Here is a 25078-nt window from a genome sequence, read left to right as displayed (position 1 = left end):
TATACGATTTACTTAAAATACAGATTCAATCTTCCGTCGCCGATCTTTTTTCCCGGAGCCGGTTCCTGATCGTAACAGAATCCGCTTCCGTGAAACTTCACCGGAATTCCGAGAGGTCTTACGATTTCCAAGGATTCCCGTTTGCTTTTGCCGATCAAATCGGGGATCGTTCCGACGTCTGCGGGTTTTACATTCTTTCGTTGAAAGCGTTTGAGAGAAACGTTGAGAGTTCGTTCCCCTTGTTCTATGATCGGAATGATGTTCTCTACAACTTCCCTAAAAACGGGAGCGGCAAGTCCTCCTCCCGAATGTGTTCCGCCTTTGGGTTCGTCGAAAAGAATCAAACCCACGATCTTCGGTCGCTCCGCCGGAAAGAACCCGAGAAACGAAGCGGACCACAAACCTTCCACATATCCTTTTCCCGATACGGCCTTTTGTCCCGTTCCCGTTTTCCCGGCGATCGAATATTCCTGGATGTATGCGTTCTTTCCCGTTCCCGATTGAACGACTCTCGTCATCGCTCTGAGAATTCGTTCCGTCGTGTATTCGCGGATTCCGATCGGAGTTTCCTGCGTTTTAAACTCGTGAAGAATTTCTCCGTAGGAATCGCTGAAATGAGAAACCACACGGGGCGTGAGCATTCTCCCTCCGTTCACGACCGAAGCGGCCGAAGCGACGAGTTGGATCGGAGTCACGGAAATCCCTTGTCCGATCGCCATAAACATGGAAGTCGCGGGAGTCCATTTTTTCAACGGAGGAAAATATCCCACGGATTCGTTCGGAAGGAATCCGGTCTTTTCTCCGAATTGAAACTTTTTCATATAATCGTACAATAATGTTTCCGGAATTCTTTGAGAGGCTTTGATGATTCCCACGTTGCAGGAATACTGAAGAATCTCCTCCAAGTTCAAATGTCCGTGCGCGTCCGTACATTTGATCTTCGTTTTTCCGAGTTCGACGTAACCGGGGCAATGAAACTTCTCATCGGGACGTATTAGATTTTCATTATACAATACGGATGCGAGAAAGATCTTCATCGTTGAACCGGGTTCGTAGACGTGACGGATCGCCCAGTTCGTGTGGGAATCCTCCCCCGATTCGTTGTATTGATTCGGATCAAACGCGGGAAAAGAAGCCGAGGCCAAAATTTTTCCCGTGTTGATCTCCATCAGAATTCCGATCGCCTTCTTCGATCCCGTTTCTTCAAATCGTTTGGCAAGCGCCTTTTCCAATTTGTATTGAATCAATCCGTCGATCGTTAGATGAAGATTGCTTCCGCGGGAAGAATCGGCTTCGGTCGGAGTCATCAGATCCTGATTGTATTGAACTTCCAATCCGGAAAGTGCGCGATCGTCGTCCATTCCCGTAAAACCCACGAGACTGGAGGCGAGATTTCCGTGCGGATAAACGCGTTTGTATTCTTTTTCCCTTCGTACGCCGGGCAAGGAAAGATCCATGATCTTATTTCCGAGGGTTTCGTCGATCTCGCGTTTTAACAGAAAGTAACGGCTCTTTTCACGGATCATCGCCTCGATCTTGTCAGGCGACATCTCCAGATACGGCGCGAGTTGAACCGCGGTAAAATTCGGATCGTATATGTTTGCCGGATAAATTCCGATCGTCGCCGCGTCGACGGTCATCGCGAGTTCGATTCCTCTTCGATCATAAATCGCGCCGCGCATGATGCGATCTCCCGTTTTCAGAATGACTTCTCTTTCGTTGAAAAAGGTGAGAAATACAACCCGTCCGATGAGAATGCAGAAAAGAATACAGAGAAAAGAAAATAGAATCGTGAGTCTGGTTTTGCGAGAATTCATCCTGTATTTATAAGATCGTCGGATGGCTGAAATTCGGAAAGTCTTGTTTTCGATCCAAAACCGTTCGCGGTTTTAAAGAAGGATTCTGGAGAAAGGACGGAATTAGGATCAGAAATTAAGTCTGTTATAAAAGATTTTATTCCGTTTTAACGAATTTACATTGACAAGGAAGACTGTAAAAGGCAGATTCTTTCGGCGAAGGTCGGAACTACGGCGTGATTCTCGGAAAACGTAAGAGTTCCCACAATTCTCACGAAGGCGAAATCTAAATGAAAACCTACCTAATTCCAGGAATCTCCAATTCAGGGCCGGACCACTGGCAAACGCATTGGGAACAGAAACACGGCTTTATTCGGGTCCAGCAAAAAGATTGGGAAAAACCGGTTCATTCGGACTGGGAAAAGAATCTTCTCGAACAGCTCGACGCTTCCGATAACGGGAAGAATCCGATTCTTGTAGGACATAGCCTTGGCTGTTTGCTGATTGCAAATTCCCATTCGAAGATTCAAGATCGAGTTGGAGCTCTTTTGCTCGTTGCCCCGCCCGATCCTAAATCGACCGTATTTCCCAAAGGTCTGGACGGATTTGAGGAGTTCCCACAAACGAATTTGGGAATCCCAGGAATTCTGGTCTACAGTGAAAATGATCCGTATTCGAGCGCGGAATTCTCTCAAAAACTCGCAGCGCTCTGGGGACTCGAAGCCGTGAACATCGGGGAAAAAGGTCATATCAACAGCCAATCGAATTTGGGAGATTGGGAAGAAGGGTTTCGGATTTATTCCAGACTTCTCCCGTAACTTTTGGGTGAAGGTCGGAACTACGGCCTTCCGAAAAATGTAGGATCTCCCACAGAATTCAACCACGCAAAATCTCTCTCAGATTCCGGAGGAGTTCCCTCAACAACCCGAAACTTTCTCAAATCACGCACGCCCCATCCGGCTTTGGATTGAATTCTGTCCCTTATTAAAGCAACATTCCGGCACTCTCCTCACTTCGATGCCAAAAAAAATCGGAATTTAAAGCCGATTCCACTCTGAATTACTTTCTTCCTTGACATTTTTATTCGGAATTCGGAAACTAATTGTATAGATTAGCACTCTAACATTCAGAGTGCCAGAAATAGTATGGATCTCACAGAACGTCATAAACGAATTCTGAAAGCCCTTGTAGACGAGTTTATTCAGGAGAACCGACCCGTAGGCTCCAAGACTCTGTACGACAAACATGATATCGGACTTTCACCGGCTTCGATCCGGACCGTATTGAAGGATCTGGAAGATTACGGCTATCTCGCATCCCGACACACTTCGGGAGGAAGAATTCCAACGGAGAGAGGCTATCGTTTCTACGTGGATTCACTTGTGATTCTCTACGAGTTAACCCTCAAAGAGAAACAACGCATTCAGGAAGAATATCTGAAGATGCAGTTCAAGCTGGATCAGATTTTGAAAGCGACCGCTTCGGTGCTTTCTTCGCTTTCGAACGCGGCGGGAATCGTAATCGGTCCGGCCAAGAATTTGGACACGCTGAAACATCTCGAACTCATCCACGTTCACGGGGACGAGATCCTGATGATCCTCGTGATGAGATCGGGAACCGTTCAACATAGAAATATTTTCGTGGATCGGAATTATTCTCAGGAAGCGCTCTATCAGGTTTCTAAGTATCTGAACGATAACCTGAGAGGATATGATATATACGAAATTCAGAATATTATCATTCCTAAGCTGATGGTCCGCAGGGACGGACCCGAAGATTTCGGCGGAATCGCAGGTCTGATTTCTTCCGCGATGACTCCGGACAATTCCGAAGTCACGCTGTATATCGACGGATTTAAAAATCTCTACGCGAACTTCCGGGACGAAGAGGAACAACTTTCACAGGTTCTTTCGCTTCTGGACGATCAGGGATTTTTGAGAGGATTCTTTTCCGATTACATCGATCAGGACGGAGTTTATACGATCATCGGAAAGGACGGAGATCAATCGATGTCCGGGGTTTCCATCATCACTTCCAACTATAAGATGGGAGAGAAAAAGATCGGAGCGCTCGGAATCATCGGACCGCAGAGAATGGATTACAACAGAGCGTTGCCTCTGGTGGACTTCACGTCCAAGCTCGTCTCCGAAATGGTGACCCGCATTAGTAAATAAGGGAGAAGAATGTATGGCCGACAATTCGAATTCGGAAAACAAAACTTCGCAGGAAGAAAAGGCCAACGAGAAAAATTCTCAAGCAGTAACATTAGAGGAAACTAAAGTAGAGAACATGAATTCTGAAGAATCAACACAGACAACCGAACAATCTTCGACGCCGGATCCGGCCAACGCGCTTCAAGCCGAACTCGAAGCCGCAAAAAAAGAAGTCGAATCGCTGAAGGATTCTTGGGCGAGAGAAAGAGCGGAATTTCAAAACTTCAAACGCCGTTCCGCACAGGAATTTACCTCGATCCGTAAAGAAGCGGTAAAATCCCTCGTGAGCGGTTTCTTGAACCCGATCGACAACCTTGAAAGAGTCGGAGCGACCCAAAATCCATCGGAAGAATTAAAACCTTTCGTGGACGGAGTCACGATGATTCTCAAGGAATTCTATTCCGTATTAGAAAAATCGAATGTGGTTCGTTTCGATCCGAAGGGAGAATCCTTCGACCCTATGTCGATGGAAGCCCTTTCCTCGGAAGAAGGCGATCAGTATTCGGAAGAGACGGTGATAGACGTGTATCAACCCGGCTATTACTACAAGGAAAACGAAGACAAGTTTACGCTCCGTCCTGCAAGGGTCCGGATCGGAAAACCCAAGTCATAATTAGAATCTCAGGGAAAGTATAAAGGAGAAAACAATGTCCAAAGAAAAGATTATAGGAATCGACTTAGGAACAACCAACTCGGTCGTTTCCGTTATGGAAGGTGGGGACCCAGTCGTTATTCAAAACTCCGAAGGAGCGAGAACAACTCCTTCCATCGTAGCATTTACGGCAAAAGGAGAAACCCTGGTGGGCCAGTTCGCGAAGAACCAAGCGATCACCAATGCGGCCAACACGATCCGTTCCGCGAAACGATTCATCGGACGCAGACACGGCGAAGTGGAATCCGAACTGAAACACGTTTCCTACAAAGTCGTACGTTCGGGGAACGAAGGCGTTAAGTTTGAAACTTCCGCGGGAGAATTCACTCCTCAGGAAATTTCGGCGCGCGTTCTCATGAAGATGAAACAAACCGCGGAAGATTACCTCGGTCAAAAAGTAACCAAAGCGGTGATCACCGTTCCCGCTTACTTCAACGACGAACAACGTCAGGCGACCAAGGACGCGGGAAGAATCGCGGGTCTCGAAGTGGAACGGATCATCAACGAGCCGACCGCTGCGGCGCTTGCATACGGTTTTGATAAGAAGAATATCAATTCTAAAATCGCGGTCTACGACTTAGGCGGTGGAACGTTCGATATTTCCATCCTCGAACTCGCGGACGGAGTATTCGAAGTGAAGTCAACCAACGGGGACACACACCTCGGAGGGGACGACTTCGACATGGCGATCATGGAATGGATGATTTCCGAGTTTAAAAATCAAACCGGAATCGACATCTCCGCTGATAAGAATACCGTTCAGAGATTGAAAGAAGCCGCTGAAAAAGCGAAGATCGAACTTTCCGGAACGATGTCCACTCAGATCAATCTTCCGTTTATCACCGCGGATGCATCCGGTCCGAAACACTTGGACATGACTCTTACAAGAGCGAAGTTCGATCAACTTACGAAATCTCTCGTAGATCGCACGCGTATTCCTTGTGAGAATGCGCTTCGCGACGCGGGACTGAAAGCTTCCGATATCAATGAAGTGATTTTGGTCGGAGGTTCGATCCGAATTCCTGCGGTTCAAGAACTGGTAAAACAGATCTTCGGAAAAGAGCCGAACAAATCCGTAAACCCGGACGAAGTTGTGGCGGTCGGCGCTGCGATTCAAGGCGGGGTTTTAGCGGGAGAAGTATCCGACGTTCTTCTGTTGGATGTAACTCCGCTTTCACTCGGAATCGAAACTCTCGGCGGAGTGATGACCAAGTTGATCGAAAGAAACACTACGATTCCTACCAAGAAATCGCAAGTGTTCTCCACTGCGGCTGACAATCAATCCGCTGTATCGATCCACGTTCTCCAGGGAGAAAGAGAAATGGCTTCCGCAAACAGAACGCTTGGCCGTTTTGATCTGATCGGAATTCCGCCCGCACCGAGAGGAGTTCCTCAAATCGAAGTAACCTTCGATATCGATGCGAACGGAATCGCTCACGTATCCGCGAAGGATCTTGGAACCGGTAAGGAACAAAAGATCCGTATCGAATCTTCTTCCGGATTGTCCGAAGACGAAATCCAGAAGATGGTAAAAGATGCGGAAGCGCACGCGGCTGCGGACAAGGCTCAGAGAGAAGTCATCGAAGCGAAGAACGAGTTAGACACGCTTGCGTATTCTCTTGAAAAAACCGTAAACGAAGCGGGAGATAAAATCGGAGAAAGCGAAAAACAACTCGCAACCGACGAAATCAAACGCGCTCGCGAAGCGATCGAGAGCAACGATAAAGCGAGAATCGAATCCGCAAAAGCTTCGATTTCTAAAATCGCTTCCGACATCGCTACGAAGATCTATTCGCAAGGCGGCGCTCCGGGTGCAGAACAAGGCCCGGGATCGGCAGGTCAAGGACCGAACGATCAAGGCAATTCCGCGAACAGCGGGGAAAAGGTCGTCGACGCGGATTATACCGTAGTGGATGATGAGAAAAAATAAGAACCCTTCCGATGCTCTTGCATTGGAGGGAACCTTGCAGCGGATCTTGTTCCGTAAGGAAAACAAGGCTTTCAATACGCTGTAAGAACCATTGAGTTTTAGTCGCGCGCGGAGTTTCCAATGAAAGTTTCGCGCGCGGCAATTATCGGAATCATCGATTGCGTTGAAGATCGATCGGAATCTAAAAGTCCGCTTCAATGCAACCTTGGAAAGAAACAATGAGTGAAAGAAGTTACTATGATATTCTTGGAGTTTCCAAGACCGCGAGCGACGAGGAAATTAAATCCGCCTATCGTAAGTTAGCGATCAAATATCATCCGGATAAGAACAAGGGTGATAAGGAATCCGAAGAAAAATTCAAAGAAGCCACGGAAGCCTACGAGGTTCTCCGAGACGCAAAAAAACGTCAGGCTTACGATCAATTCGGTAAGGCCGGCGTTGGCGCCGGAGGGGCCGGATATGGTCAAGGCGCATATACGGACTTCTCCGATATCTTCGGAGACTTCGGCGATATCTTTGGTGATTTCTTCGGCGGAGGCGGCCGAGGGGGTTTCAGCGGCGGAAGAAGATCCGGTCCGCAACGCGGCTCCGACTTACGCTATAACTTAGAAGTTTCTTTGGAAGACGCGGCTCTTGGAAGAGAATACAAAATCGAAATTCCAAGATTGGAATCCTGCACCGAATGCAACGGCTCCGGCGCCGCCAAAGGAAGCACTCCCGTAACCTGCGCGGATTGCGGAGGCTCGGGACAAATCAGAAGAACGCAAGGCTTCTTTTCCGTAGCAACCACCTGCCCTACTTGTAGAGGAAAGGGAACCACGATTTCCAATCCATGCAAGTCCTGCGGCGGACAAGGTCTGCAGGAAAAACGCAGAACGATCAATATCAAAATTCCGCCCGGAATCGAAACCGGTTCCCGATTGAAAGTTTCGGGAGAAGGTGAAGCGGGACCGAACGGCGGACCTCACGGCGACTTGTATGTGGTAACACATATTAAAAAACACGAATTGTTCAGCCGCGAAGGAAACGATCTCATTCTCGTTCGCAAAATCAGCTTAGCGCAAGCGATCCTCGGAGCGGAGATAGAAGTACCGACCATCGACGGTAAAAAGGCGAAGATGAAAATTCCGGAAGGAACCGAGTCGGGCCAAGTATTCCGATTGAAAGGTCACGGAATGCCGTATCTCGGAGCGTATGGAAAAGGAGATCAGCACGTAGTCGTGAAGATCGAAATTCCGAAAAAGATCACGAGAAGACAGAAAGAATTGATCGAAGAGTTCGCGAGAGAATCGGGAGAAAACATTCCCGGTTCGAAGGGAAAAATCTTTACTAAATAAAAAAAAGATCCGGTCTTCCATTCTTCGTAAGAGGAAAAGGAAGACCGGTTTTTTCATTTTATGAAAATCGGGAAAACCGAAGGCGCATCAAAGCGCAAAATAAAAAGGAAGTACAATGACTGAAAGAGTAAAACTCGGTGTGATCGGAACCGGACACATGGGCCAATATCATGTGAACGTCGCAAAAACTCTGAACGACGCCGCATTGGTGGGAATCTACGACGCGGATCTGGAAAGAGCGAAACAAATCGCGGAAAAACACAAAACCTCCGCGTTCCCTACGATCGACGAGTTGATCTCTAAAGTGGACGCGTTAGTGATCGCCGTTCCCACGTTTTTACATCATGAAATCGCGAAAAAAGCGCTTCTCGCCGGCAAACACGTGTTAGTGGAAAAGCCGATCGCGGAAACCACCGAACAAGCCAAGGAACTCGTAAAACTCGCCGCGGATAAGAATCTCGTTCTTCTCGTCGGTCACGTGGAACGATTCAACGGCGCCGTTTTGGAATTGGGCAAGATCGTAAAAGATCCTTTGCTCATCGAATCCAGAAGACTCGCTCCGTTTAATCCGAGAATCAAAGACGTCGGCGTCGTTCTCGACATGATGATCCACGATATCGACATCGTGTTGAATCTCGTCAATTCTCCCGTTAAAAAACTTTCCGCATCCGGAACCAAGGTTCTTTCCAATCACGAAGACATCGCGAACGTGGTGATCGAATTCGAAAACGGATGTCTCGCAAGCATCATCGCTTCGAGAGCGACTCAGGCCAAAATACGGACGCTAAACATCACGCAAAAAGACGTTTATATCATGCTCGATTTTACGGATCAGGAAATCGAACTTCATAGACAGGCTACGTCCGACATTCTTCTTTTATCCGAAGAAATCAAATACCGCCAAGAATCCATCGTGGAAAAAATCTTCGTTCACAAAGACAATCCGCTCAAACAGGAACACGAACATTTTATCCGTTGTATCAGAAAGGAAACCGATCCGATCGTAACCCGCGGTTCGGACGTTTCCACTCTGGAAATCGCATATCAGATTCTTTCCGAAATCCACGGAACGTCTAAAAAGTAACCCGGTCTAAGATTGGTTCAAGTATGGAAGAAACTTACAACGGTAAAATTCTAATCTCCAATTCTTCGATTGTCATGGATTATTTCAACCAGACGGTAATCCTGATGGTGGAACACGACAGTCAAGGCGCCTTCGGTTTGGTTCTGAATAAAAAACAGGAAGCGTCCATCGGAGACGTAATTCAGGGAATCCCCGATCACGTAAGCCGTATCCTTCCGATTTATTCCGGCGGTCCGGTCGACCCGACGTTCATCTCCGTGCTGCACGAAGACAACACGATTTCTCAACCGGGCATCGAAGTGATTCCCGGTTTGTATCTCGCGAGAAGTTTCGATACGTTGCTGGAGTTATTGGATTCCAAGTCCAAGTTCCACGTCTATCAAGGTTATTCCGGTTGGGGTGCGGGGCAGTTGGAAACGGAGATGAGCCGCAAGTCTTGGGTCGTTCACGAAGCGACAAAGGATTTCGTTTTAAATCAAGATCCGGAAACGACCTGGCAAGAAGCCCTTAAAAGCAAGGGCGGAATCTATAAATACTTCGTCGAACACACGAAAGATCCGATGTTGAACTGATTACAGAAATGGCGTTCGTAAGAACGCCGTCTTGCAAATCGATTCCGATTTTTCGCCTTTACAAAGAAGTTCGAATTTTTAGGATCAAAAAACCGAGAGGTATATGATGAAAAAATTCCAAACTTCGTTCTTTGTTCTCACCGTTCTTCTTTCTTTATTCTTCATCCAAGAACTTTCGGCGGACGGATGTTATATCTGCACTTCCGGTTCCGCCGATGTCTGCAGAGACTATTGCAGATTTACCGGCTCGGATACGTTCGACAACAGAAAGAAATGTCAGGACAAGGGATGCAAGGTCGGAGGCACCGCTTCTTGTCCTTCCGCTTCCAATTACAAGGTTTGTTCCGCTAAGAACAACCTTACCGCTTCCGAACTTTTCGCGTTCGGCCGATAAGAAATTTTCAAATCGATTTCATAAAACTTACGGGGGGTTTTTTCCATTCTCCCCGTAAGTTCAGATAATACACGACCGTAGTTGCAAAAATCGTAAACAAGTACGCGAGCAGATATTCGACCCAAGGATGAGAAGGTTCTATCTCGAGAACTTTCTGGCTGATGATCTCGTTCGCGATCCAAGCCAACAGCAAAGCCAGTAAAAACGAAAACGTTCCGAGCAGAATTCCTTCCCACAAAAAGACCTTTTTCAAAAAGGAGGAAGTTCCTCCGATGATCCGCAACAAAGTCGTTTCTTCGATCCTTTCCTTGCGGCTCGAATTCAAAGCCGTCAAAACTAAAAGTAAAGAAGCTCCTAAAATCAGCCAGGTCATCAATCGAATCGTGAAAGAAATTTTTTCCAAAATTCCCAGGAATGCGCGAACTGCCTTATCCGTATCGATGATCGTAAGATTCGGATATTTCGAAACGAGATTCTTCTGCAGATCGTATCGTTTCTCTTCGGATTCGAGACGCAACGAACTCAGATAATAACTCGGCGCCTTTTCCAAAATACCCTTCGAAAACAATACGACGAAGTTCGGTCTCATGTCCGCCCAATTCACCGTTCTGAAGTTTCGAATCACGCCCGTCACTTCCACACCGCCGACTAAGAACGACAAACTGTCTCCTAAGTTCACTTTCAAATGCGTGGAGAATTCCTTTTCCACGGAGATTTGATCCTCTTCTCCCTTTCTCCAAAAATCTCCGCTTACGATTTTTTCGGTGGGATACGGTTCGTTTCGATACGAGAGAAAGTATTCTCTGGTTCTTGCCGTGGATCTCCAATCGCGTTTTAACGCGGAAGATTCGGTTTCGTCCTTTTTGATCGTTTCGCCGTTGATCTTGGACAACCTTGCTCCGATGACCGGAGCGACGATGACCTTCTCGGCCCCGAATTCCTTGACTACTTCTTCGAAGTGTTCTTTTTGTTCGGAGCGAATATCCATTACGAAAAGATTCGGTCTTCTTTCCTTATCCTTGGCTCCGCTGTATTCCAAAAGACTTTCGCTTACGATCAAAGACAAAAGAAGAATGAACAAAGAACTCGTAAGTCCGATGACGGAAAGGGACAATGTCGTTCCGGGTCTGTCGAATTTTCCGATGATAAATCTCGCAAACGGTGTAAACTCCCGTTTGTCCCGAAAACGGGAAATAAATATTCGAATTCCGGAATATACAAGAAACACGATCAACGGAAGAATCAAAAGCACCGAACAAAGGATCAATCCCTTCCACGGACTTTCGGTTTCCCACCACGCAAGCGCGAAGAAGATCAGAAAAAGAATCAGATAACCCGCGATCTGCGTGATTCTAAACTTGGGAATCCGATTGGCTTCTTCCTGAAATTCCTGTTTGAGCGCGAGAATCGGCTTGAGAGATCGGATCGTAATCAGAGATTCCGCGGAAGAGAAAAACGGAATCAGAATTCCGATCAGCAATCCCCACAACAACGAAGACCATCCGATCACGGGATGAAAACTAAGAATGTCCTCTCCCGCGAGATCGGGAATCCAATTCAACAGAACGTTTCCGAGTAAAAGTCCAAAAGCGGAACCGATCAAAGAAAAGAAAAACAATTCTCCCAAAACGATCAAACTCACCGTTCTAGGACTCGCACCCAAACACTTCAACACGGCAAGCGCACCCGACTTTTCGCGGATTCCGGCTCGACTCGCAAGAAGAATCGAAATTCCTCCTAAAAAGAACGCGGACAAACCGAGAAGACTGAAAAAATCCAAGGTGTTCGTCAAAAATTTGCGCGAACCGGAATTCGTTTCCGTTGAATCGTAAAGAGTTAAGTCTTTTTGAATATACTCTTTGAAGTTCGCTTCCTTGTATTTTCCCGCGATCGAAGGATCTTTCAGTTTTATCGGAACGAGATAACTGATCCTCGAACCCCTTTGTTCCAAACCCGTGGAAGCGAGAGAAGAACCGGAGATGATCGAAGTAGGCGCCATCGAAAGAAAACTTCCTGCGATTCCCGGCTCCTTCAAAACCTTACCTTTTAAGATAAAGTCCCGTTCTCCCAGAGAAACCGAAGATCCGAGTTTCAGTTTTAAATTCTTAATCAGGCTTTCTTCGAGAAGGATTTCCCCTTCTTTGAGTTTGCGGTAAGCGCCCGGAGGCTCGGTGACGATTTCACCGTAATACGGAAAACTGCCCGACATCGTTTTGATAAGGGAAAGCGTCGTTTCGTCGTTTTCCTTGTTTCGCAGCATAGAAGCAAACTGCACGAGTTCCGACGTTTCCGAGCCTTTTGGAAGACGAGAGGACATAAATTCTTTCTGTTCTTTGGTAAGCGGAGAAGAGGTCTGAACGAGAAGATCGGAGCCCATAAGGTTGCGCGCTTCCTTTAAAATGGAACGGCTCAATTCTTCCCTGTAGGCGTGAATCGCGGTAACGGAGCCGGTTCCGATCGCGATCGCCAGAACGATCTGCAAGGCGGAACTTTTTCTGGATCGGAAGTCGCGGAGAATGGATTGAATGAGTAGATTGAATTTCATCTTTTTTTAGAAACGGACTTTTTCTTTGAGGAAGAACGCTGCGGACTTTTGGAAGTCCGATTCTTTGCCGCCGATTTCGTTTTAGAAGTCTTCGTTGTCTTACGAACTTCTTTTATGATCCGTCCATCACTCATTCCTAATACACGATCGGCCAGATCGGCGACGGAACGATCGTGCGTTACTACGATCAACGTAGAGGAAGTTCTTTGATTGAGTTCCGCGAGAAGATTCATTACCATCTCGCCGTTCTTCTTATCCAAATTTGCGGTAGGCTCGTCCGCAAAAAGAATTTTCGGATTGTGAATGAACGATCTTGCGATCGCGATGCGTTGTTCTTCTCCTCCCGAAAGCTGACCGGGAAAGTTAGAAGCTCTTTCCTTCATGGAAACCTTGTCCAACCAGAACATCGCTTGATCCCTAATTTGAGCGGAAGAGAGTTTCGAGTTTAATACGAGAGGTAAAGAGACATTTTCCAACGCGTTGAGAGACTTTATGAGCTGAAAGTTCTGAAAGATGAATCCGATTTTCTCTCCTCGCAACTTTGCAAGCTCGTCTTCTTCCTTTTGTAGAAGCGGAATTCCGTCTAGAACGACTTCTCCATCGTCCGGACGATCCAAACCTGCTGAAATTGCGAGCAATGTGGACTTTCCCGAACCGGAAGGACCGATGATCGCGATGAATTCTCCCTCTTCTATCTGAAAAGAAACGTCTTTTAATACTTCGAGTTTCTTTCCGGAAACTAAATAGGACTTGTTGAGATTTTTTACTTGTAGCAAACGAAACACCTTTCCTTATACGATTTAAAAAAGAAATAAATTTCCAATCGATCGGCTATCAACCATTGGAAACTCGTTTTTTAAAAAGCATTCCACATAAAACAAAAGATCTTATTTTTTTTAAAAAAAATTCCATCTATTTCTGATCACCGTCGGCTAATTTTTTTTGACTCTAAACTACCCGGTTTTTATAACGTAATCTCCGATCTGCCGGGAAGGGATGTTGTTGGATCACGTTTCTTTCCGGATTTATTGACACTCTGTAAATAAACAAATCAGCATGGATAAGTCTGGGAGCAAAATGCAATTACTCGAAGAAAAACAAACCGATACAAAGGAAAACCATCTCTTGACTTGCACCGGATGCAGATCAAAAGTCGCACAACTTTACCAATACGATCTTTGCAAAACTTGTTTGAGTAAGACGTTTCAAAGATTGATCAAGGTAATCGACTCCGTAAGAAAGTAAGGATCCAAATGCAATATCCGTTTCAGGAAGTAGAATCCTTTTGGCAAAAATACTGGGAAGATAACAAAAGCTTTCAGACAAACATCCGGTCTGCTAAACCGAAATTCTACTGCTTGGATATGTTTCCTTATCCTTCCGGAGCCGGACTTCACGTAGGTCACCCGGAAGGTTACACGGCGACGGACATTCTTTCCCGCTTCAAAAGAATGAAGGGTTTTGAAGTTCTGCATCCGATGGGCTGGGACGCCTTCGGACTTCCCGCGGAACGTTATGCGATGCAGACCGGCGTCCATCCCGCGATCACGACAAAGAATAATATCGATAATTTTCGCCGCCAGATCCAGATGATCGGGCTTTCTTACGATTGGTCCCGTGAATTGTCCACGACCGATCCGGATTATTACAAATTTACGCAGTGGATCTTCGTTCGACTCTATCAATCCTGGTTCAATCCCGAGTCAAACAAGGCGGAATCCATAGACGCACTCATACAACGATTCTCCGTAAAAGGCTCCGCAGGACTGGATTATAGAGAATTCTCAGCCGAAGAATGGAAACAATCCTCCGTAGCGGACCAGGAAAAGATCCTGTCCGACTTTAGACTGGTATATCAGGCAGAAATCCCCGTAAACTGGTGTGAAGCCCTGGGAACGGTCCTTGCAAACGAAGAAGTCGAAGAATGGGTCGGCAAGGGTTACGAAGTCATTCGTAAACCGATGCGCCAATATATGATGAGAATCACCGCATACGCGGATCGTCTTCTCGAAGATCTCAAACTGGTTCAATGGCCTCCTTCCACTTTGGAAATGCAGAAGAATTGGATCGGTAAAAGCGAAGGTCTCGAAATCACGTTTCCGTTTCCTACTCCTCTTGCGAGCGGATTGGACGGAATTCGAATTTTTACCACAAGACCCGATACGATCTTCGGCGTGACTTATATGGTCGTAGCGCCCGAACATCCGATCGTTGCGGAGATCACGACACCCGAACAAAAACAAAAGGTGGAAGAATATCAAAAAGCTTCTTCCTTGAAGAGCGATTTGGATCGTATGGAACTCACCAAGGAAAAGTCCGGTGTGTTCACTGGTTCTTACGTTCTCAACCCGGCCGATCCGACTCGGAAAATTCCGGTTTGGATCAGCGACTACGTGTTATACGGATACGGGACCGGAGCGATCATGGCCGTTCCCGCACACGATCAAAGAGACTATGAGTTCGCAAAGACGTTCGGATTAAAAATTCTTCCCGTCATCGAAGGTGAAATCGTAGACGCGGCTTTCGATTCCAAAACTTCCAAGTGCATCCATTCATCCTCCTCCGAAATCTCCATCGACGGACTCGATTATCCGTCCGCTTCTTCCAAAATCATCGCGTGGGCGGAAAACAAGAAGATCGGAAAGAAAAAGATCCAGTTCAAACTGAGGGACTGGCTTTTTGCAAGACAGAGATATTGGGGAGAACCGATTCCACTCGTTCATTATCCTTCGGGAGTGACGAAACCGATTCCGGAATCGGAACTTCCATTAGAACTTCCTAATTTAGAAGAATTTAAACCTTCCGGAACCGGAGAATCCCCTCTTGCGCTCGCGAAAGATTGGCTGAAATATAAGGATCCGTCGACGGGAGAAATCGGAACCAGAGAAACGAACACGATGCCTCAATGGGCGGGTTCCTGCTGGTATTATCTGCGTTATATCGATCCGAAAAACGGAAAACTTTTCTGCGATCCGGAATTGGAAAAGAAATGGATGCCCGTGGATTTGTATGTCGGCGGTTCCGAACACGCGGTGCTTCACCTTCTTTACTCTAGGTTCTGGCATAAATTCTTATACGATATCGGAGTCGTTTCCACACAGGAACCGTTTGCGAAATTGATTCACCAAGGTTTGATCCTCGGAGAAGACAAACGCAAGATGTCCAAATCCCTTGGAAACGTAGTCAACCCGGACGACGTCATTCAAGAATACGGCGCAGACAGCTTACGACTTTTCGAAATGTTTATGGGACCGTTGGAAATGGTCAAACCTTGGAGCACGAGAGGCGTGGAAGGCGTGTTCCGTTTCCTAAATCGGATCTGGAGACTCTTTCACACAGGCGAGGGAGAATCCTTTCGTTTGGACGAAACACCCGCAACACCGGAAGAATTGAAAATACTCCATAAGACGATTCAAAAAGTCAGCGAAGACATTCCGAACTTTTCGTTTAACACCGCGATTTCGCAGCTGATGATCTTTGTGAACGAATTCACTCCGACCGACCGCAGACCGAAAGAAGCGTTGGAACCGTTTATTCTTCTTTTGGCTCCGTTCGCCCCTCACTTAGCGGAAGAACTCTGGAAACGCGCAGGCAAAAAAGAATCGCTAACCTACGAAAAATTTCCCGAGGCTAATCCTCAATATCTCGTTGAATCCGAGATTCTAATCGTGGTTCAAGTGAACGGAAAACTCAGAGACGAGTTCAAAGCGCCGAAGGACGTTTCTCAAGCGGACGCGATCGGATTGGCTAAAAATCTGGATAAGATCAAAGGGATCTTGGAAGGAAAAACGATTCGAAAGGAAATCTACGTTCCCGGCAAACTCGTCAATATCGTAATCAGTTGATTTTTTTTGAGAATGTAGGAACTCATACGTTTTCCGAAAAATCGTCGCGTAGTAGTTCCTACAAAACTTTCTCCGACAAACGAAGAATGGAACAAACCGCAAACTTTTCGGAAAATTATTTCGTAGTAGTTCCTACAAATTTGCGCCGACAAGCGAGCTGCAAACCTCGCCCGAACCAACGATCCTTAAAATGTAGTAGATCCTACATTTTAAGGAACCAACGACATATAAATCTACTTCATAATTAAAAAAACGAGCAGACCCACAACGATCACCACACCGGCCACGATGATCATACCCAAGGAACCACCGCCTCCGGATTCAACCTTAGAGGGCGCCGGCGAGGAAGAAGCGGATTTGGTTTTCACTTTCGCAAGTCGCACGGGACGCTCTTCAAACGCTTGCAGTAAAACGCCGGAAGGTCCTTTCGCGAAGATATGATATTCACCTTTGCCTGCGGCGATTCCGATAAATTCTCCGATGACGTTTTTCGGATTTCCCGCTTCGTCAAAACCTCCGAGAGTCTTCGCCATCGCTTTTTCATCCATGGATCCGGTCGGCAATTGAAAATACAACTTATCACCTTCGGTTAATTCGTCGAAGTCCACTCCTCCTACGGGGGCAAGAACGGTTTTGGAAAGAATCACTCTCCCGAACGGTTTCCGGAATTGTTCGATCTGTCTTTGAACCGGAGTTTTTTCCTGGCTTTCGGGAACTTGTCCGATGGCGGGTTCTTCCGAAGGTCTGTTTACTGCGGGAATAATTCCGGCAAAAACGTTCTTCGCTCTGAACTTAGGACTGGATAAGAATTCGACGTCCGCCTGAATCCGAACCTGATTCACCTTCAAAGAAGTTTTGATCTGATTCTCAAGAATGTTTACAAAGCTGGAAGCGTCGTTCTTTTCCCAATTCGCATAAGAAGATTCTAATACTGCTTTCGTAAGTTTGGAATAGACGATTCTTCCGATGCTGTCTGAAAGACCGGGATCGAAAGGTTCTGACTTTGCCGCTTCGATCATGTCGAGAGCGAACGCAGCGGAGTCTTCAAAGCTTCGGATTTTACGGATCAACGATGAGTTCGAAAATAAGGAGAAGATTTCAATGACGTCGTTTTTATATTTACTGACGATCGCGATTACCGCGCCGCTTCTGTTTTCGATATCGATTCTGATTTTTAATAAGAAAGCATCCCGGATCTTTCCTTGGATCAATTCAACGGCTTGATCTTCCGTTAACACGGACTCAAGCGCAAGATTCATAAGATTCGCTTGTTCCTGTAATTTATTTACTTGATTGCTCGGTTCCATTCGTCCTCATTCTACACACTCGAAGCGAAATTCTGCCCTCGGGCGAACTTCAATCTTCTCGGAATGTAATCCTCTCTGAGCGGGATTTCGACTCTGGCAACAGTCTGGGAAATCCCTTTTCTACTGTAAATCGTAAACAGGTGCCTGTCAAATCCGCTCTGTGCAACTAGAATTTCCACCATCGTAATTCCGAGTCCCGCACCTTCCGTGGAATCGCCGAACTTCATAAAGAACTCGAAGAGATTGTCGAAGTCTCGTGAAATGCGAAACTTCTCCCGAACCCTCTTTTCTTCCTGATCGGTAAGCTGAAAGTTGTTTAATATCTTCAAAATGATTCTATGTTCGTTAAAATAAAAGGTTACTTTGATCGTCAGATCATGTTCTTTCATTTTCTCTCTATAAAATGGGAACTTTTTGTCGCTTAAACTGCTGTGAAACGATTCCATCCCTCGAGCGTAGTCTTCGGTCGATTCGATATTCAGTTTCGATTCTTTGAATAAGATCCGTTTGATCGCGGCCTTTGTCGCATTTACGATCAATTCCTTCGAAGACGTGTATAAAAGTTCGGTAAGATCGAGACGATCGTATCGGGTGAGAATTCCTTGAATGATGTATTTGAGTTTTTTCTCGCCCTTCGGTGTGAGGACGTACGTGATGAGGGAAATGGGAATTTCTTTCGAAATCGCAGAATCGACTTCCATTTGAAAGTCGGCTGATACGTCGTCAAAATCCCTCATGGATTAGAGATATGACGAAAAACTTCCCAGTTTCGACGAAAAAAAAATAATTAGGAAAAAAAGTCTTAAAAAAATTCCAAAATTTCGGACGAAAAAAGTTTATCCGAGATGTAACAATTGCCGAATCAGGCCGACGACCTTTGTCGCATTAGGCTCGATCCGATGAATGGAGTTCACAATCTTAGAATCGGTTCCCGGAATTTTACCGTCGTGGAATTGAAGTTTGAATTCGGTGAATTTCAATCCGTGCGCCGTCGAAATTACGACCACATTCTCCCCTTTTGCAATCGTTCCTTTTTTGACGAGTTTGTTCAAAGCCGCCAACGCAACTCCCGTATGCGGATCGTTGTATAAACCGAAGAGATCGGCTTTTGCGGCCGCATCGGCTAACTCGGATTCGCTGGCTTGTTCGACGACTCCGTTGAATTTTTTGAGGGTTTTGATCGCCTTTTGGATCGAAACCGGATTTCCGATCTGGATCGCGGAAGCGAGCGTCGTTTTTGCCGCGACCGGTTCGAAACTTTCAAAATTCTTTAAGTAGGAAAGATACAACGGATTTGCGTGTTCCGCTTGCGCCAAAACGATTCTCGGTAATTTGGAAATCAACCCGAGGGAAAGCATCATTTCGAATCCGGCTCCGAGAGCGGAAACGTTTCCGAGATTTCCTCCCGGTATCACGATCCAATCCGGAACGTTCCATTCAAGCTGTTGCGTGATTTCCACGGAGATCGTTTTTTGACCTTCGATCCGCAAAGAATTCATCGAGTTTGCGAGATAGATTCCCGCTTCGCGAGTCACTTCTTTGACGATCTGCATACAACCGTCAAAGTCCGTATCCAGTGCGATCACCTTGGCTCCGTTGGAAACCGGTTGGATCAACTGCGCTTGAGAAACCTTCCCCGCTGGTAAGAAGATGATCGCGGGAATTCCCGCCTTAGCGGCGTAAGACGCAAGCGCCGCGGAAGTATCACCCGAACTCGCGCAAGCCACCGCATGAATCGGAACACCCGATGCGATCATGTGTTTTACTTGGGATAATAAGACCGTCATTCCGAGATCCTTGAAGGAACCCGTGTGCGAAATTCCGCACTGTTTCACATAAAAACTTCCGAGCCCGAGACTTTCGGTCAATCGATCGGAAGTGAAAAGATGGGTAAGACCTTCTCCGGAGGTTACGATGTTCTTGTCCTCGATATGAGGAAGAACCCATTCTCTCTTGTTCCAAATTCCGGAAGAATTCGGAAACTTTACGGAGCGGAATCTGGAGTCGAATTGATTTTTCCACTCCTGACCCGATACGGTTTTGAGCGCGTCCAAGTCGTGCGAGACCTGGAGAAGACTTCCGCATTTTTTACACTCGTAAACGATTTCGTTCAGATCGTATCGAGTTTTGCAAGAGTCGTTAATACATTCAAATTCTGCTTTGTATCGGGTAAGAGTGGAGACCATATTTTAGATAGAATTCAAAATGTCCTTTTTTTTGGTATCAAATTCTTCCTGAGTGATGAGTCCCCCATCCAGAAGGGTTTTCAATTTGGCGAGCCTTGCCGTCGCGTCTTCCGCTGCCGGTTTTGCTCCGCCTTGGTTTTGACCCATCATGTTGGCCATCATCCCGGCCATGTTCATTCCCATTCCAAGACCCATCCCGGCGCTCATTCCCTCTCCTGCGGAACCGCCCGGATTGCTCGCGGCCGCTTCGCCGATGTCCAACATTCTCTTTTGCTGATACATGTTGCCCATCGTATCGATCTCGAATTTATCGGTGAGAATTTTCTGAATCTTTTGGAAGTTCGGATCGTTCTGATCGAAGTTGATCGATTGAATGAAGAAGTCTACGACCTCGAGTCCGTATTTTTGGAAGTCCGGCTGGGTTTTCGTTTTCCCGGCGGCGGAAGCCTCTTCGAGATGTTGCGCGATCTGAGTGATCGGAACCCCGTTTTTTAATACGACTTCGGAGATAAAATCGCTGAGTCTCGTGACCACCATCGGCTTGAGAAGTTTGTCCACTCCGTCGTGGTTGAATCTCTGCTGCGTTCCTACAACGGTGTTTACGAAGGATTTGGAATCGATGACCTTAATATTATAATTTCCGAATGCTCTTAATCCGAGAGTGATATGATATTTCGGATCTTCGATCTGAATCGGAGCCGGAGTTCCCCAGGTCATGTTGATCACGGATTTGTTCACATAGACGATTTCCGCCGTGAAAGGGGTTTGTCCGCCGAACGGCAAGTTTACGAGTTTTTCGAGAATCGGAATGTTTCCGGTTTTTAACGTGTGCGTTCCCGGTCCGAAAACGTCGAGAGCCTTTCCTTCCTTGAAAAAGACCGCTTCCTGACTTTCGTTTACGACGAGTTGACCGAAGTGACTGATATCGTTTCTCGGAAATTTCCAAACGATTTCTCCGGGTTGTCCCTCGTATTTTATTACATCAATCAATGCCATGGTTTATTTCCTTTATCGTTATTTAAGATTGCACGAGCGTATAGACGCCGATTCTTTCGACATTCTTTCAAAGATACGAAAGATAAGACCCGCTTTCCTATCAAGAGAGTTTCGAGAACAACGTCTTTCTGGATCGAAACGCGTTTTCCAATCCGTCCAAAGCGAAACGAATGTCTCCGATCGTATTCTTAATTTCCTGAACGGAGGAATCGGCCGTAACTTTGAGAGATTGAATTTTGGATTCGATTCCTTCCACTTCTTTAAACAAGGAAAAATCGAATTCCGCGAGTTTTTCCAATTCTTCCGAAGTCGCTTTAAAACCGGTTCCCAACCCGGTCGCCCCATAACCCGCCGATTGAATTGTATTCACGAGTTTATCGATCAGCAAAACCGCGATTTCGCTGCTACCGATGAGATCCATCTTTCTTGCGGAAACGAAAGCCTCTTCCATTCTTCGAACGGGCTCTTTCAAACGGGAAATCTTGGAAGCCAACTCTTTTCTCAATAAAGAATCGGCGTTCTGAAATTCATGATCCTTGAGAGCGCTCGAATACAGAGGCAGCTTTTCCATAAAACTTCGGATTTTCCCGCGTTCCGTATGATAACGGGAAATCAGAGTTTTTACCGGCGACGTTGAAAGAAATTGACCAAGTAAATTTTGACCTGTAGAAGTTTCCTGCTGCATAATCCTCAAGTTTTACACGATTCTCTGATTGGATCAATGAAAAAACGAAACGGATTGACCTCGGAACGGAAATCGATACGTTGACTCCTTACGGGATTCCTCCTGAAATAACGATTTTTACAAATTCATGATCGCTCGAACGAAAGATTTTATCACCCGAGTTTTTACCCATAAGGCTTCGCTCCTACCGGCCGCTTTTTTCTTTGCCTTTTTTTTATACCTAACCGTTCCTCCGAAATATCTTCTTTCCGCGGATCACTACGAAAAGTTCATCCTCGGAAAATCGATCTTTCTCAGCGGGTTTCAATCCTTGGACGTTTTTTATCCCGGATTAAAGTTCGATCCGGAACTCAAGTTCAGCCTTCTCAAGATGTCGATCGTAAACGGGCATACGATCATCGCGTTTCCTGTTTCATTAGGAATTCTTTATGCGTTTGCGTATCCGCTCGGAGGCGCATACGGAATTTATTTTTTGTCCGCGTTGTTGATCGGTTTTGCGTTGTATTGGATCGGCAAAGAATACGACGTTCCTTCCTGGCAGATTCTTTTGTTTTCCTTTCTTACACCCGTCGTGATGAACGGTTATCTGTTTATGGACGTAGGTGTCGGATTGTTTCTTTTCGTATGCGGAACGGTTCTTTACCAAAGATCCAAAGAGAAACAATCGATCTTATTTGCTGCGTCCTCCGGAATCGTCTTATCTCTTTGTTATTGGTTCCGTTTGGAATATCTGATTTTTATCGGAATCTATTGGGCCTGCGAGGCGTTTTTCCGTTTTCCGTTCCGAGAAAAAAACGGAAATCAAACGCGATTCTTTTTAACTTCGGCGATTCTGGTTCTTTTGTTTTTGGCGTATTGCGGATTCAACCAGACGTTCTTTCATTCTCCCTTAGGACCGAGATACAACGCGAATTACGACTCCGCCGGCGGCTCCAATCTATTTAAGAATTTCATAAATCTCTTATTTTACGGAAACCTAAAGTTAGGTCTTTTCGGATATTCTCCGTTTTTATTCATCGGGCTTTTCACTTCCGCGTTTTTATTCATAAAAAGAAAAATCGAATTCTCCGAAAAAGAAACCGCTTTGATTCTCAGTTCGATTCTGGGGATACTCGCCGCCGCAACCGCCGCACCGAACGACGGCGGCGCGGAATTCGGATCTCGTTATCTCGCGCCCGGACTTCCCGGATTGTTTTTGCTTGCTTCCAGAACCTTTACATTTCTCAAAACTCAAAAGATTTTATGGAGAATTTTATTTTACGCGCTTCTTGCGGTTTCCGTATTTCCGACTTGGATCTATTATAAAACCACGAAGGGTTTTGCGAAGAATACCAAGGTCGTTCAGGAATTTATTTTAAAAGAACCGCAGGAGAATCTTCTCGTCTTTCAAAACGGGCTGATCGGCGGAATGGCGAGCGAAGGTCTGTATTTTCAAGGCCGGGTCTATCAAGCAGTAGGGGTTCCGGAACTCATCGATCTTTTGAAAAAGTTTTCCGCGTTCCACAACAAGAAAACGGTTCCGTTCGAATACTTCGCTTATTCAAAAGAATATACGGAAGGAATGAAAAATTTGGAATACGACGCGAATACGAAAGAAGGGATGATCGGTTATCTGAGCCTTTTCGATTCAAACGAGGTTTCCAAGATAGAATCCATTCGAATTCTGGATAGGAAAAAGATCGGAAGCATCGAGATCCTTTATGGAATATATAAAAGATAATCATTGTCCAAATAAGGATTCAAAAGATATAATGTTACAAAAAATAAAAGAACAATGGGCTATTTTCGTATTGGTGTGCATCATACCAATAATTCACATCAGTTTTGGGACAGAAAATTCTTATATTGCGGATTCGGCCCTAAAGGCCATGCAAACCGATTCTTTAATTCAAAACGGTTTTCAATCCGAGGTCATCAGATACCCTGCCGAAAGTCTTGATCCAATGCGAGAAGCATTCTTCCTTCCTGGGTTTGCAAAAGAAATTCGAGGACGATTTATAGGCCAGTATCCTATAGGATTTACTTTTTTATCATCTATTCTTCGCCTAACGGGTGTTTCCTGGAAATGGATGCCCTTATGTTCATCTTTATGTATGGTCTTTGCTCTTTTTTTTCTATCCCGGAAAAAAATAATCGGCCAAAGAACTGTAATATTAGGATTCTGGGCTACCATACTTTTCGCTCTTAGCTTAGATTTCAGTGAATACTCGATTTACTTTCTTTTCAATTCGATTGGTTTTTCTTATTGGCTTAACTATCGTAGTAATAAAGAAATCAAAGAACTTTATTTTGCATTGTTTTTCTGTTCAATTCCAGTTTGGCTTCGTTTGGAATCTATTATATTCTTAGCGAGTCTGATTATCGCAGAGGGGTTATTTTCCTTTAAGGATCGACAAACTATATTTAGAAAATTGAATTTAATCGGAATCTTGCTTGGTATATCGCCTCTTATTCTGTTCTTTATATGGAATTTTTACGATTACGGTCATATATTAGGCGTACGATTTATGTTCAACTATGGACATGATTCTTCAGATCTTTTAGGCAAGGTTTCTCGTTTTTTTTCCATCACTTTCTTCAATTACGTAAGTGGAATTCCGAAATTTGGCCTTTTCTTCTGTTCTCCCTTTTTATTAGTTCCAATAATATATTATATTTTCAGTAAATATCCAAAGGATGAAAAAATTACTTTTTTACTTTTTGTTATCGGGCTTAACATCATTTTAGTAGGAACCCTTGCCCCTAATGACGGAATCACTATTACTGGACGATATGTTGTGCTTACGATTATTCCATTATTAGCCCTTTGGGAACTTTGGATGCCGCAAAAAACTTGGAAAATTATTTCAATTTCTTTGATCGTTCTTTCGTTTTTAATATCTGGAGTAATTTTAAAAATTTTGCAACATTCGGTCAAACAGGAGAGAATATATCGCAACTATTATTCCCAAGATGATAGTTCGCTCTGGATTTTTACAGATCCGCTGCTCTGCGGACAGGCCGGTATAGATCATTTGTCTAGAAAGATACTATGTATTAACCGCGAGACGAATGTGGAGCGTATTATTTCAAACGTAAAAAAAGATAAATCCATCGAATCAGTAGCTGTTTTCGAAATGAATTCCGAATTAAATTTTTTAGGTACAGAAACTACGGCACTTTTACAAAAAGAACGAATCAAATTGAAATTCGATTTTTTAAAACAATTTGGTCATGAAGTAGCTCAATCAGATTTCAAAGGGGTTAAAATGACCAGGTTTCAAAGAACGAGAGATTGAACTCAAGGTTTTTTACTATGCTATCTCATTCTTATTAAGCTGATTTTTCAGATTTAAAACGGATATTCGATAATCATATTCGAAACAAAAACGAATAAGAAGAGCATAAGAAAATCGATTTCAAGAAGCTACTACACGATTTTATCCAGGACGCCATATCTCATATCTCCTGCACTTATTTTTAACTGAGTATTCGCTCTAAAGATTGTCAAGATATATCAGAAATACGTCCCATAACTACTTCTAATCAACGAAGTA

The 25078-nt window shown here is 45.2% G+C and carries 20 protein-coding genes; 12 read left to right on the top strand and 8 right to left on the bottom strand.

Annotated features, from left to right (window positions below):
* Positions 1–8 precede the first annotated feature (8 nt).
* Complete coding sequence (locus DLM76_RS07920) at positions 9–1817, bottom strand: PASTA domain-containing penicillin-binding protein (protein ID WP_118954114.1); 1809 nt, start codon at positions 1815–1817, stop codon at positions 9–11.
* 269 nt (positions 1818–2086) lie between these two features.
* On the opposite strand from DLM76_RS07920, the gene DLM76_RS07915 reads away from it, so the two are divergent.
* The 8 genes from DLM76_RS07915 (at position 2087) to DLM76_RS07880 (ending at position 9978) form a co-directional block, all read left to right on the top strand.
* On the top strand, positions 2087–2614 hold the full coding sequence (locus DLM76_RS07915; protein WP_118964853.1) for an RBBP9/YdeN family alpha/beta hydrolase: 528 nt from the start codon (positions 2087–2089) through the stop codon (positions 2612–2614).
* Between the two features lie 327 nt (positions 2615–2941).
* The gene (gene hrcA, locus DLM76_RS07910; protein WP_118954116.1) at positions 2942–3970 is read left to right on the top strand and encodes a heat-inducible transcriptional repressor HrcA; all 1029 of its coding nucleotides are present in this window, start codon (positions 2942–2944) and stop codon (positions 3968–3970) included.
* Positions 3971–3983: 13 nt separating this feature from the next.
* Positions 3984–4622 (top strand): nucleotide exchange factor GrpE, encoded by a 639-nt coding sequence (gene grpE / locus DLM76_RS07905; RefSeq protein ID WP_118954117.1) that lies wholly within the window; start codon positions 3984–3986, stop codon positions 4620–4622.
* 34 nt (positions 4623–4656) lie between these two features.
* Positions 4657–6591, top strand: coding sequence for a molecular chaperone DnaK (gene dnaK, locus DLM76_RS07900; protein WP_118954118.1), 1935 nt, complete (start codon positions 4657–4659; stop codon positions 6589–6591).
* A 218-nt stretch (positions 6592–6809) separates the two neighbouring features.
* Positions 6810–7928 (top strand): molecular chaperone DnaJ, encoded by a 1119-nt coding sequence (gene dnaJ, locus DLM76_RS07895; protein ID WP_118954119.1) that lies wholly within the window; start codon positions 6810–6812, stop codon positions 7926–7928.
* A 115-nt stretch (positions 7929–8043) separates the two neighbouring features.
* On the top strand, positions 8044–9012 hold the full coding sequence (locus DLM76_RS07890; RefSeq protein WP_118954120.1) for a Gfo/Idh/MocA family protein: 969 nt from the start codon (positions 8044–8046) through the stop codon (positions 9010–9012).
* A 23-nt stretch (positions 9013–9035) separates the two neighbouring features.
* The gene (locus tag DLM76_RS07885) at positions 9036–9584 is read left to right on the top strand and encodes a YqgE/AlgH family protein (protein WP_118954121.1); all 549 of its coding nucleotides are present in this window, start codon (positions 9036–9038) and stop codon (positions 9582–9584) included.
* A gap of 106 nt (positions 9585–9690) precedes the next feature.
* Positions 9691–9978 carry a hypothetical protein gene (locus tag DLM76_RS07880; protein ID WP_118954597.1) on the top strand — a complete coding sequence of 96 codons (288 nt, stop codon included), beginning with the start codon at positions 9691–9693 and terminating at the stop codon, positions 9976–9978.
* A 7-nt stretch (positions 9979–9985) separates the two neighbouring features.
* On the opposite strand, the gene DLM76_RS07875 is transcribed toward DLM76_RS07880, so the two are convergent.
* Both DLM76_RS07875 and DLM76_RS07870 read right to left on the bottom strand, forming a co-directional pair.
* The gene (locus DLM76_RS07875) at positions 9986–12523 is read right to left on the bottom strand and encodes an ABC transporter permease (protein WP_118964852.1); all 2538 of its coding nucleotides are present in this window, start codon (positions 12521–12523) and stop codon (positions 9986–9988) included.
* Positions 12520–13299 carry an ABC transporter ATP-binding protein gene (locus tag DLM76_RS07870; protein ID WP_118964851.1) on the bottom strand — a complete coding sequence of 260 codons (780 nt, stop codon included), beginning with the start codon at positions 13297–13299 and terminating at the stop codon, positions 12520–12522. The genes DLM76_RS07875 and DLM76_RS07870 overlap by 4 nt, the downstream gene beginning before the upstream one ends.
* Before the next feature lie 301 nt (positions 13300–13600).
* Here DLM76_RS07870 and DLM76_RS21690 point away from each other — a divergent pair, with 301 nt between their 5' ends.
* Positions 13601–13768 carry a hypothetical protein gene (locus DLM76_RS21690; RefSeq protein ID WP_167450739.1) on the top strand — a complete coding sequence of 56 codons (168 nt, stop codon included), beginning with the start codon at positions 13601–13603 and terminating at the stop codon, positions 13766–13768.
* An 8-nt stretch (positions 13769–13776) separates the two neighbouring features.
* A complete protein-coding gene (gene leuS, locus DLM76_RS07865) occupies positions 13777–16368 on the top strand; it encodes a leucine--tRNA ligase (RefSeq protein ID WP_118964850.1) in 2592 nt (863 codons plus the stop codon).
* 233 nt (positions 16369–16601) lie between these two features.
* On the opposite strand, the gene DLM76_RS07860 is transcribed toward leuS, so the two are convergent.
* The 5 genes from DLM76_RS07860 to DLM76_RS07840 form a co-directional block, all read right to left on the bottom strand.
* Positions 16602–17675, bottom strand: coding sequence for an LIC10486 family protein (locus DLM76_RS07860; RefSeq protein WP_118954125.1), 1074 nt, complete (start codon positions 17673–17675; stop codon positions 16602–16604).
* Between the two features lie 11 nt (positions 17676–17686).
* Positions 17687–18412, bottom strand: coding sequence for a hypothetical protein (locus tag DLM76_RS07855; RefSeq protein ID WP_118954126.1), 726 nt, complete (start codon positions 18410–18412; stop codon positions 17687–17689).
* A gap of 99 nt (positions 18413–18511) precedes the next feature.
* Complete coding sequence (gene thrC / locus DLM76_RS07850; protein ID WP_118964849.1) at positions 18512–19861, bottom strand: threonine synthase; 1350 nt, start codon at positions 19859–19861, stop codon at positions 18512–18514.
* 3 nt (positions 19862–19864) lie between these two features.
* Positions 19865–20857: an SPFH domain-containing protein gene (locus DLM76_RS07845; protein WP_118954128.1), complete on the bottom strand. Its 993-nt coding sequence runs from the start codon at positions 20855–20857 to the stop codon at positions 19865–19867.
* Between the two features lie 100 nt (positions 20858–20957).
* The gene (locus tag DLM76_RS07840; protein WP_118954129.1) at positions 20958–21542 is read right to left on the bottom strand and encodes an LIMLP_15305 family protein; all 585 of its coding nucleotides are present in this window, start codon (positions 21540–21542) and stop codon (positions 20958–20960) included.
* A 127-nt stretch (positions 21543–21669) separates the two neighbouring features.
* On the opposite strand from DLM76_RS07840, the gene DLM76_RS07835 reads away from it, so the two are divergent.
* A complete protein-coding gene (locus tag DLM76_RS07835; RefSeq protein ID WP_118964848.1) occupies positions 21670–23262 on the top strand; it encodes an LA_3751/LA_3752 family putative glycosyltransferase in 1593 nt (530 codons plus the stop codon).
* 31 nt (positions 23263–23293) lie between these two features.
* On the top strand, positions 23294–24820 hold the full coding sequence (locus DLM76_RS07830) for an LA_3751/LA_3752 family putative glycosyltransferase (protein ID WP_241548207.1): 1527 nt from the start codon (positions 23294–23296) through the stop codon (positions 24818–24820).
* Positions 24821–25078 lie beyond the last annotated feature (258 nt).

Origin of the sequence: Leptospira yasudae (genome assembly GCF_003545925.1) — a bacterium.
GTDB classification, from domain to species: Bacteria; Spirochaetota; Leptospiria; order Leptospirales; family Leptospiraceae; genus Leptospira; species Leptospira yasudae.
Note: the sequence above shows the minus strand (reverse complement) of the source record. Positions and strands in the feature narration are given on the sequence as shown.

Excerpts from the sequence above, each read along its gene's own strand:
- DLM76_RS07855 (WP_118954126.1), bottom strand. The coding sequence starts at position 18,412 with ATGAGGGATTTTGACGACGTATCAGCCGACTTTCAAATGGAAGTCGAT.
- DLM76_RS07890 (WP_118954120.1), top strand. The coding sequence starts at position 8,044 with ATGACTGAAAGAGTAAAACTCGGTGTGATCGGAACCGGACACATGGGC.
- DLM76_RS07920 (WP_118954114.1), bottom strand. The coding sequence starts at position 1,817 with ATGAATTCTCGCAAAACCAGACTCACGATTCTATTTTCTTTTCTCTGT.
- DLM76_RS07830 (WP_241548207.1), top strand. The coding sequence starts at position 23,294 with ATGTTACAAAAAATAAAAGAACAATGGGCTATTTTCGTATTGGTGTGC.
- DLM76_RS21690 (WP_167450739.1), top strand. The coding sequence starts at position 13,601 with ATGCAATTACTCGAAGAAAAACAAACCGATACAAAGGAAAACCATCTC.
- DLM76_RS07835 (WP_118964848.1), top strand. The coding sequence starts at position 21,670 with ATGATCGCTCGAACGAAAGATTTTATCACCCGAGTTTTTACCCATAAG.
- grpE (WP_118954117.1), top strand. The coding sequence starts at position 3,984 with ATGGCCGACAATTCGAATTCGGAAAACAAAACTTCGCAGGAAGAAAAG.
- DLM76_RS07860 (WP_118954125.1), bottom strand. The coding sequence starts at position 17,675 with ATGGAACCGAGCAATCAAGTAAATAAATTACAGGAACAAGCGAATCTT.
- dnaJ (WP_118954119.1), top strand. The coding sequence starts at position 6,810 with ATGAGTGAAAGAAGTTACTATGATATTCTTGGAGTTTCCAAGACCGCG.
- DLM76_RS07840 (WP_118954129.1), bottom strand. The coding sequence starts at position 21,542 with ATGCAGCAGGAAACTTCTACAGGTCAAAATTTACTTGGTCAATTTCTT.
- dnaK (WP_118954118.1), top strand. The coding sequence starts at position 4,657 with ATGTCCAAAGAAAAGATTATAGGAATCGACTTAGGAACAACCAACTCG.
- DLM76_RS07915 (WP_118964853.1), top strand. The coding sequence starts at position 2,087 with ATGAAAACCTACCTAATTCCAGGAATCTCCAATTCAGGGCCGGACCAC.
- thrC (WP_118964849.1), bottom strand. The coding sequence starts at position 19,861 with ATGGTCTCCACTCTTACCCGATACAAAGCAGAATTTGAATGTATTAAC.
- DLM76_RS07885 (WP_118954121.1), top strand. The coding sequence starts at position 9,036 with ATGGAAGAAACTTACAACGGTAAAATTCTAATCTCCAATTCTTCGATT.
- DLM76_RS07875 (WP_118964852.1), bottom strand. The coding sequence starts at position 12,523 with ATGAAATTCAATCTACTCATTCAATCCATTCTCCGCGACTTCCGATCC.
- DLM76_RS07880 (WP_118954597.1), top strand. The coding sequence starts at position 9,691 with ATGAAAAAATTCCAAACTTCGTTCTTTGTTCTCACCGTTCTTCTTTCT.
- leuS (WP_118964850.1), top strand. The coding sequence starts at position 13,777 with ATGCAATATCCGTTTCAGGAAGTAGAATCCTTTTGGCAAAAATACTGG.
- DLM76_RS07845 (WP_118954128.1), bottom strand. The coding sequence starts at position 20,857 with ATGGCATTGATTGATGTAATAAAATACGAGGGACAACCCGGAGAAATC.
- hrcA (WP_118954116.1), top strand. The coding sequence starts at position 2,942 with ATGGATCTCACAGAACGTCATAAACGAATTCTGAAAGCCCTTGTAGAC.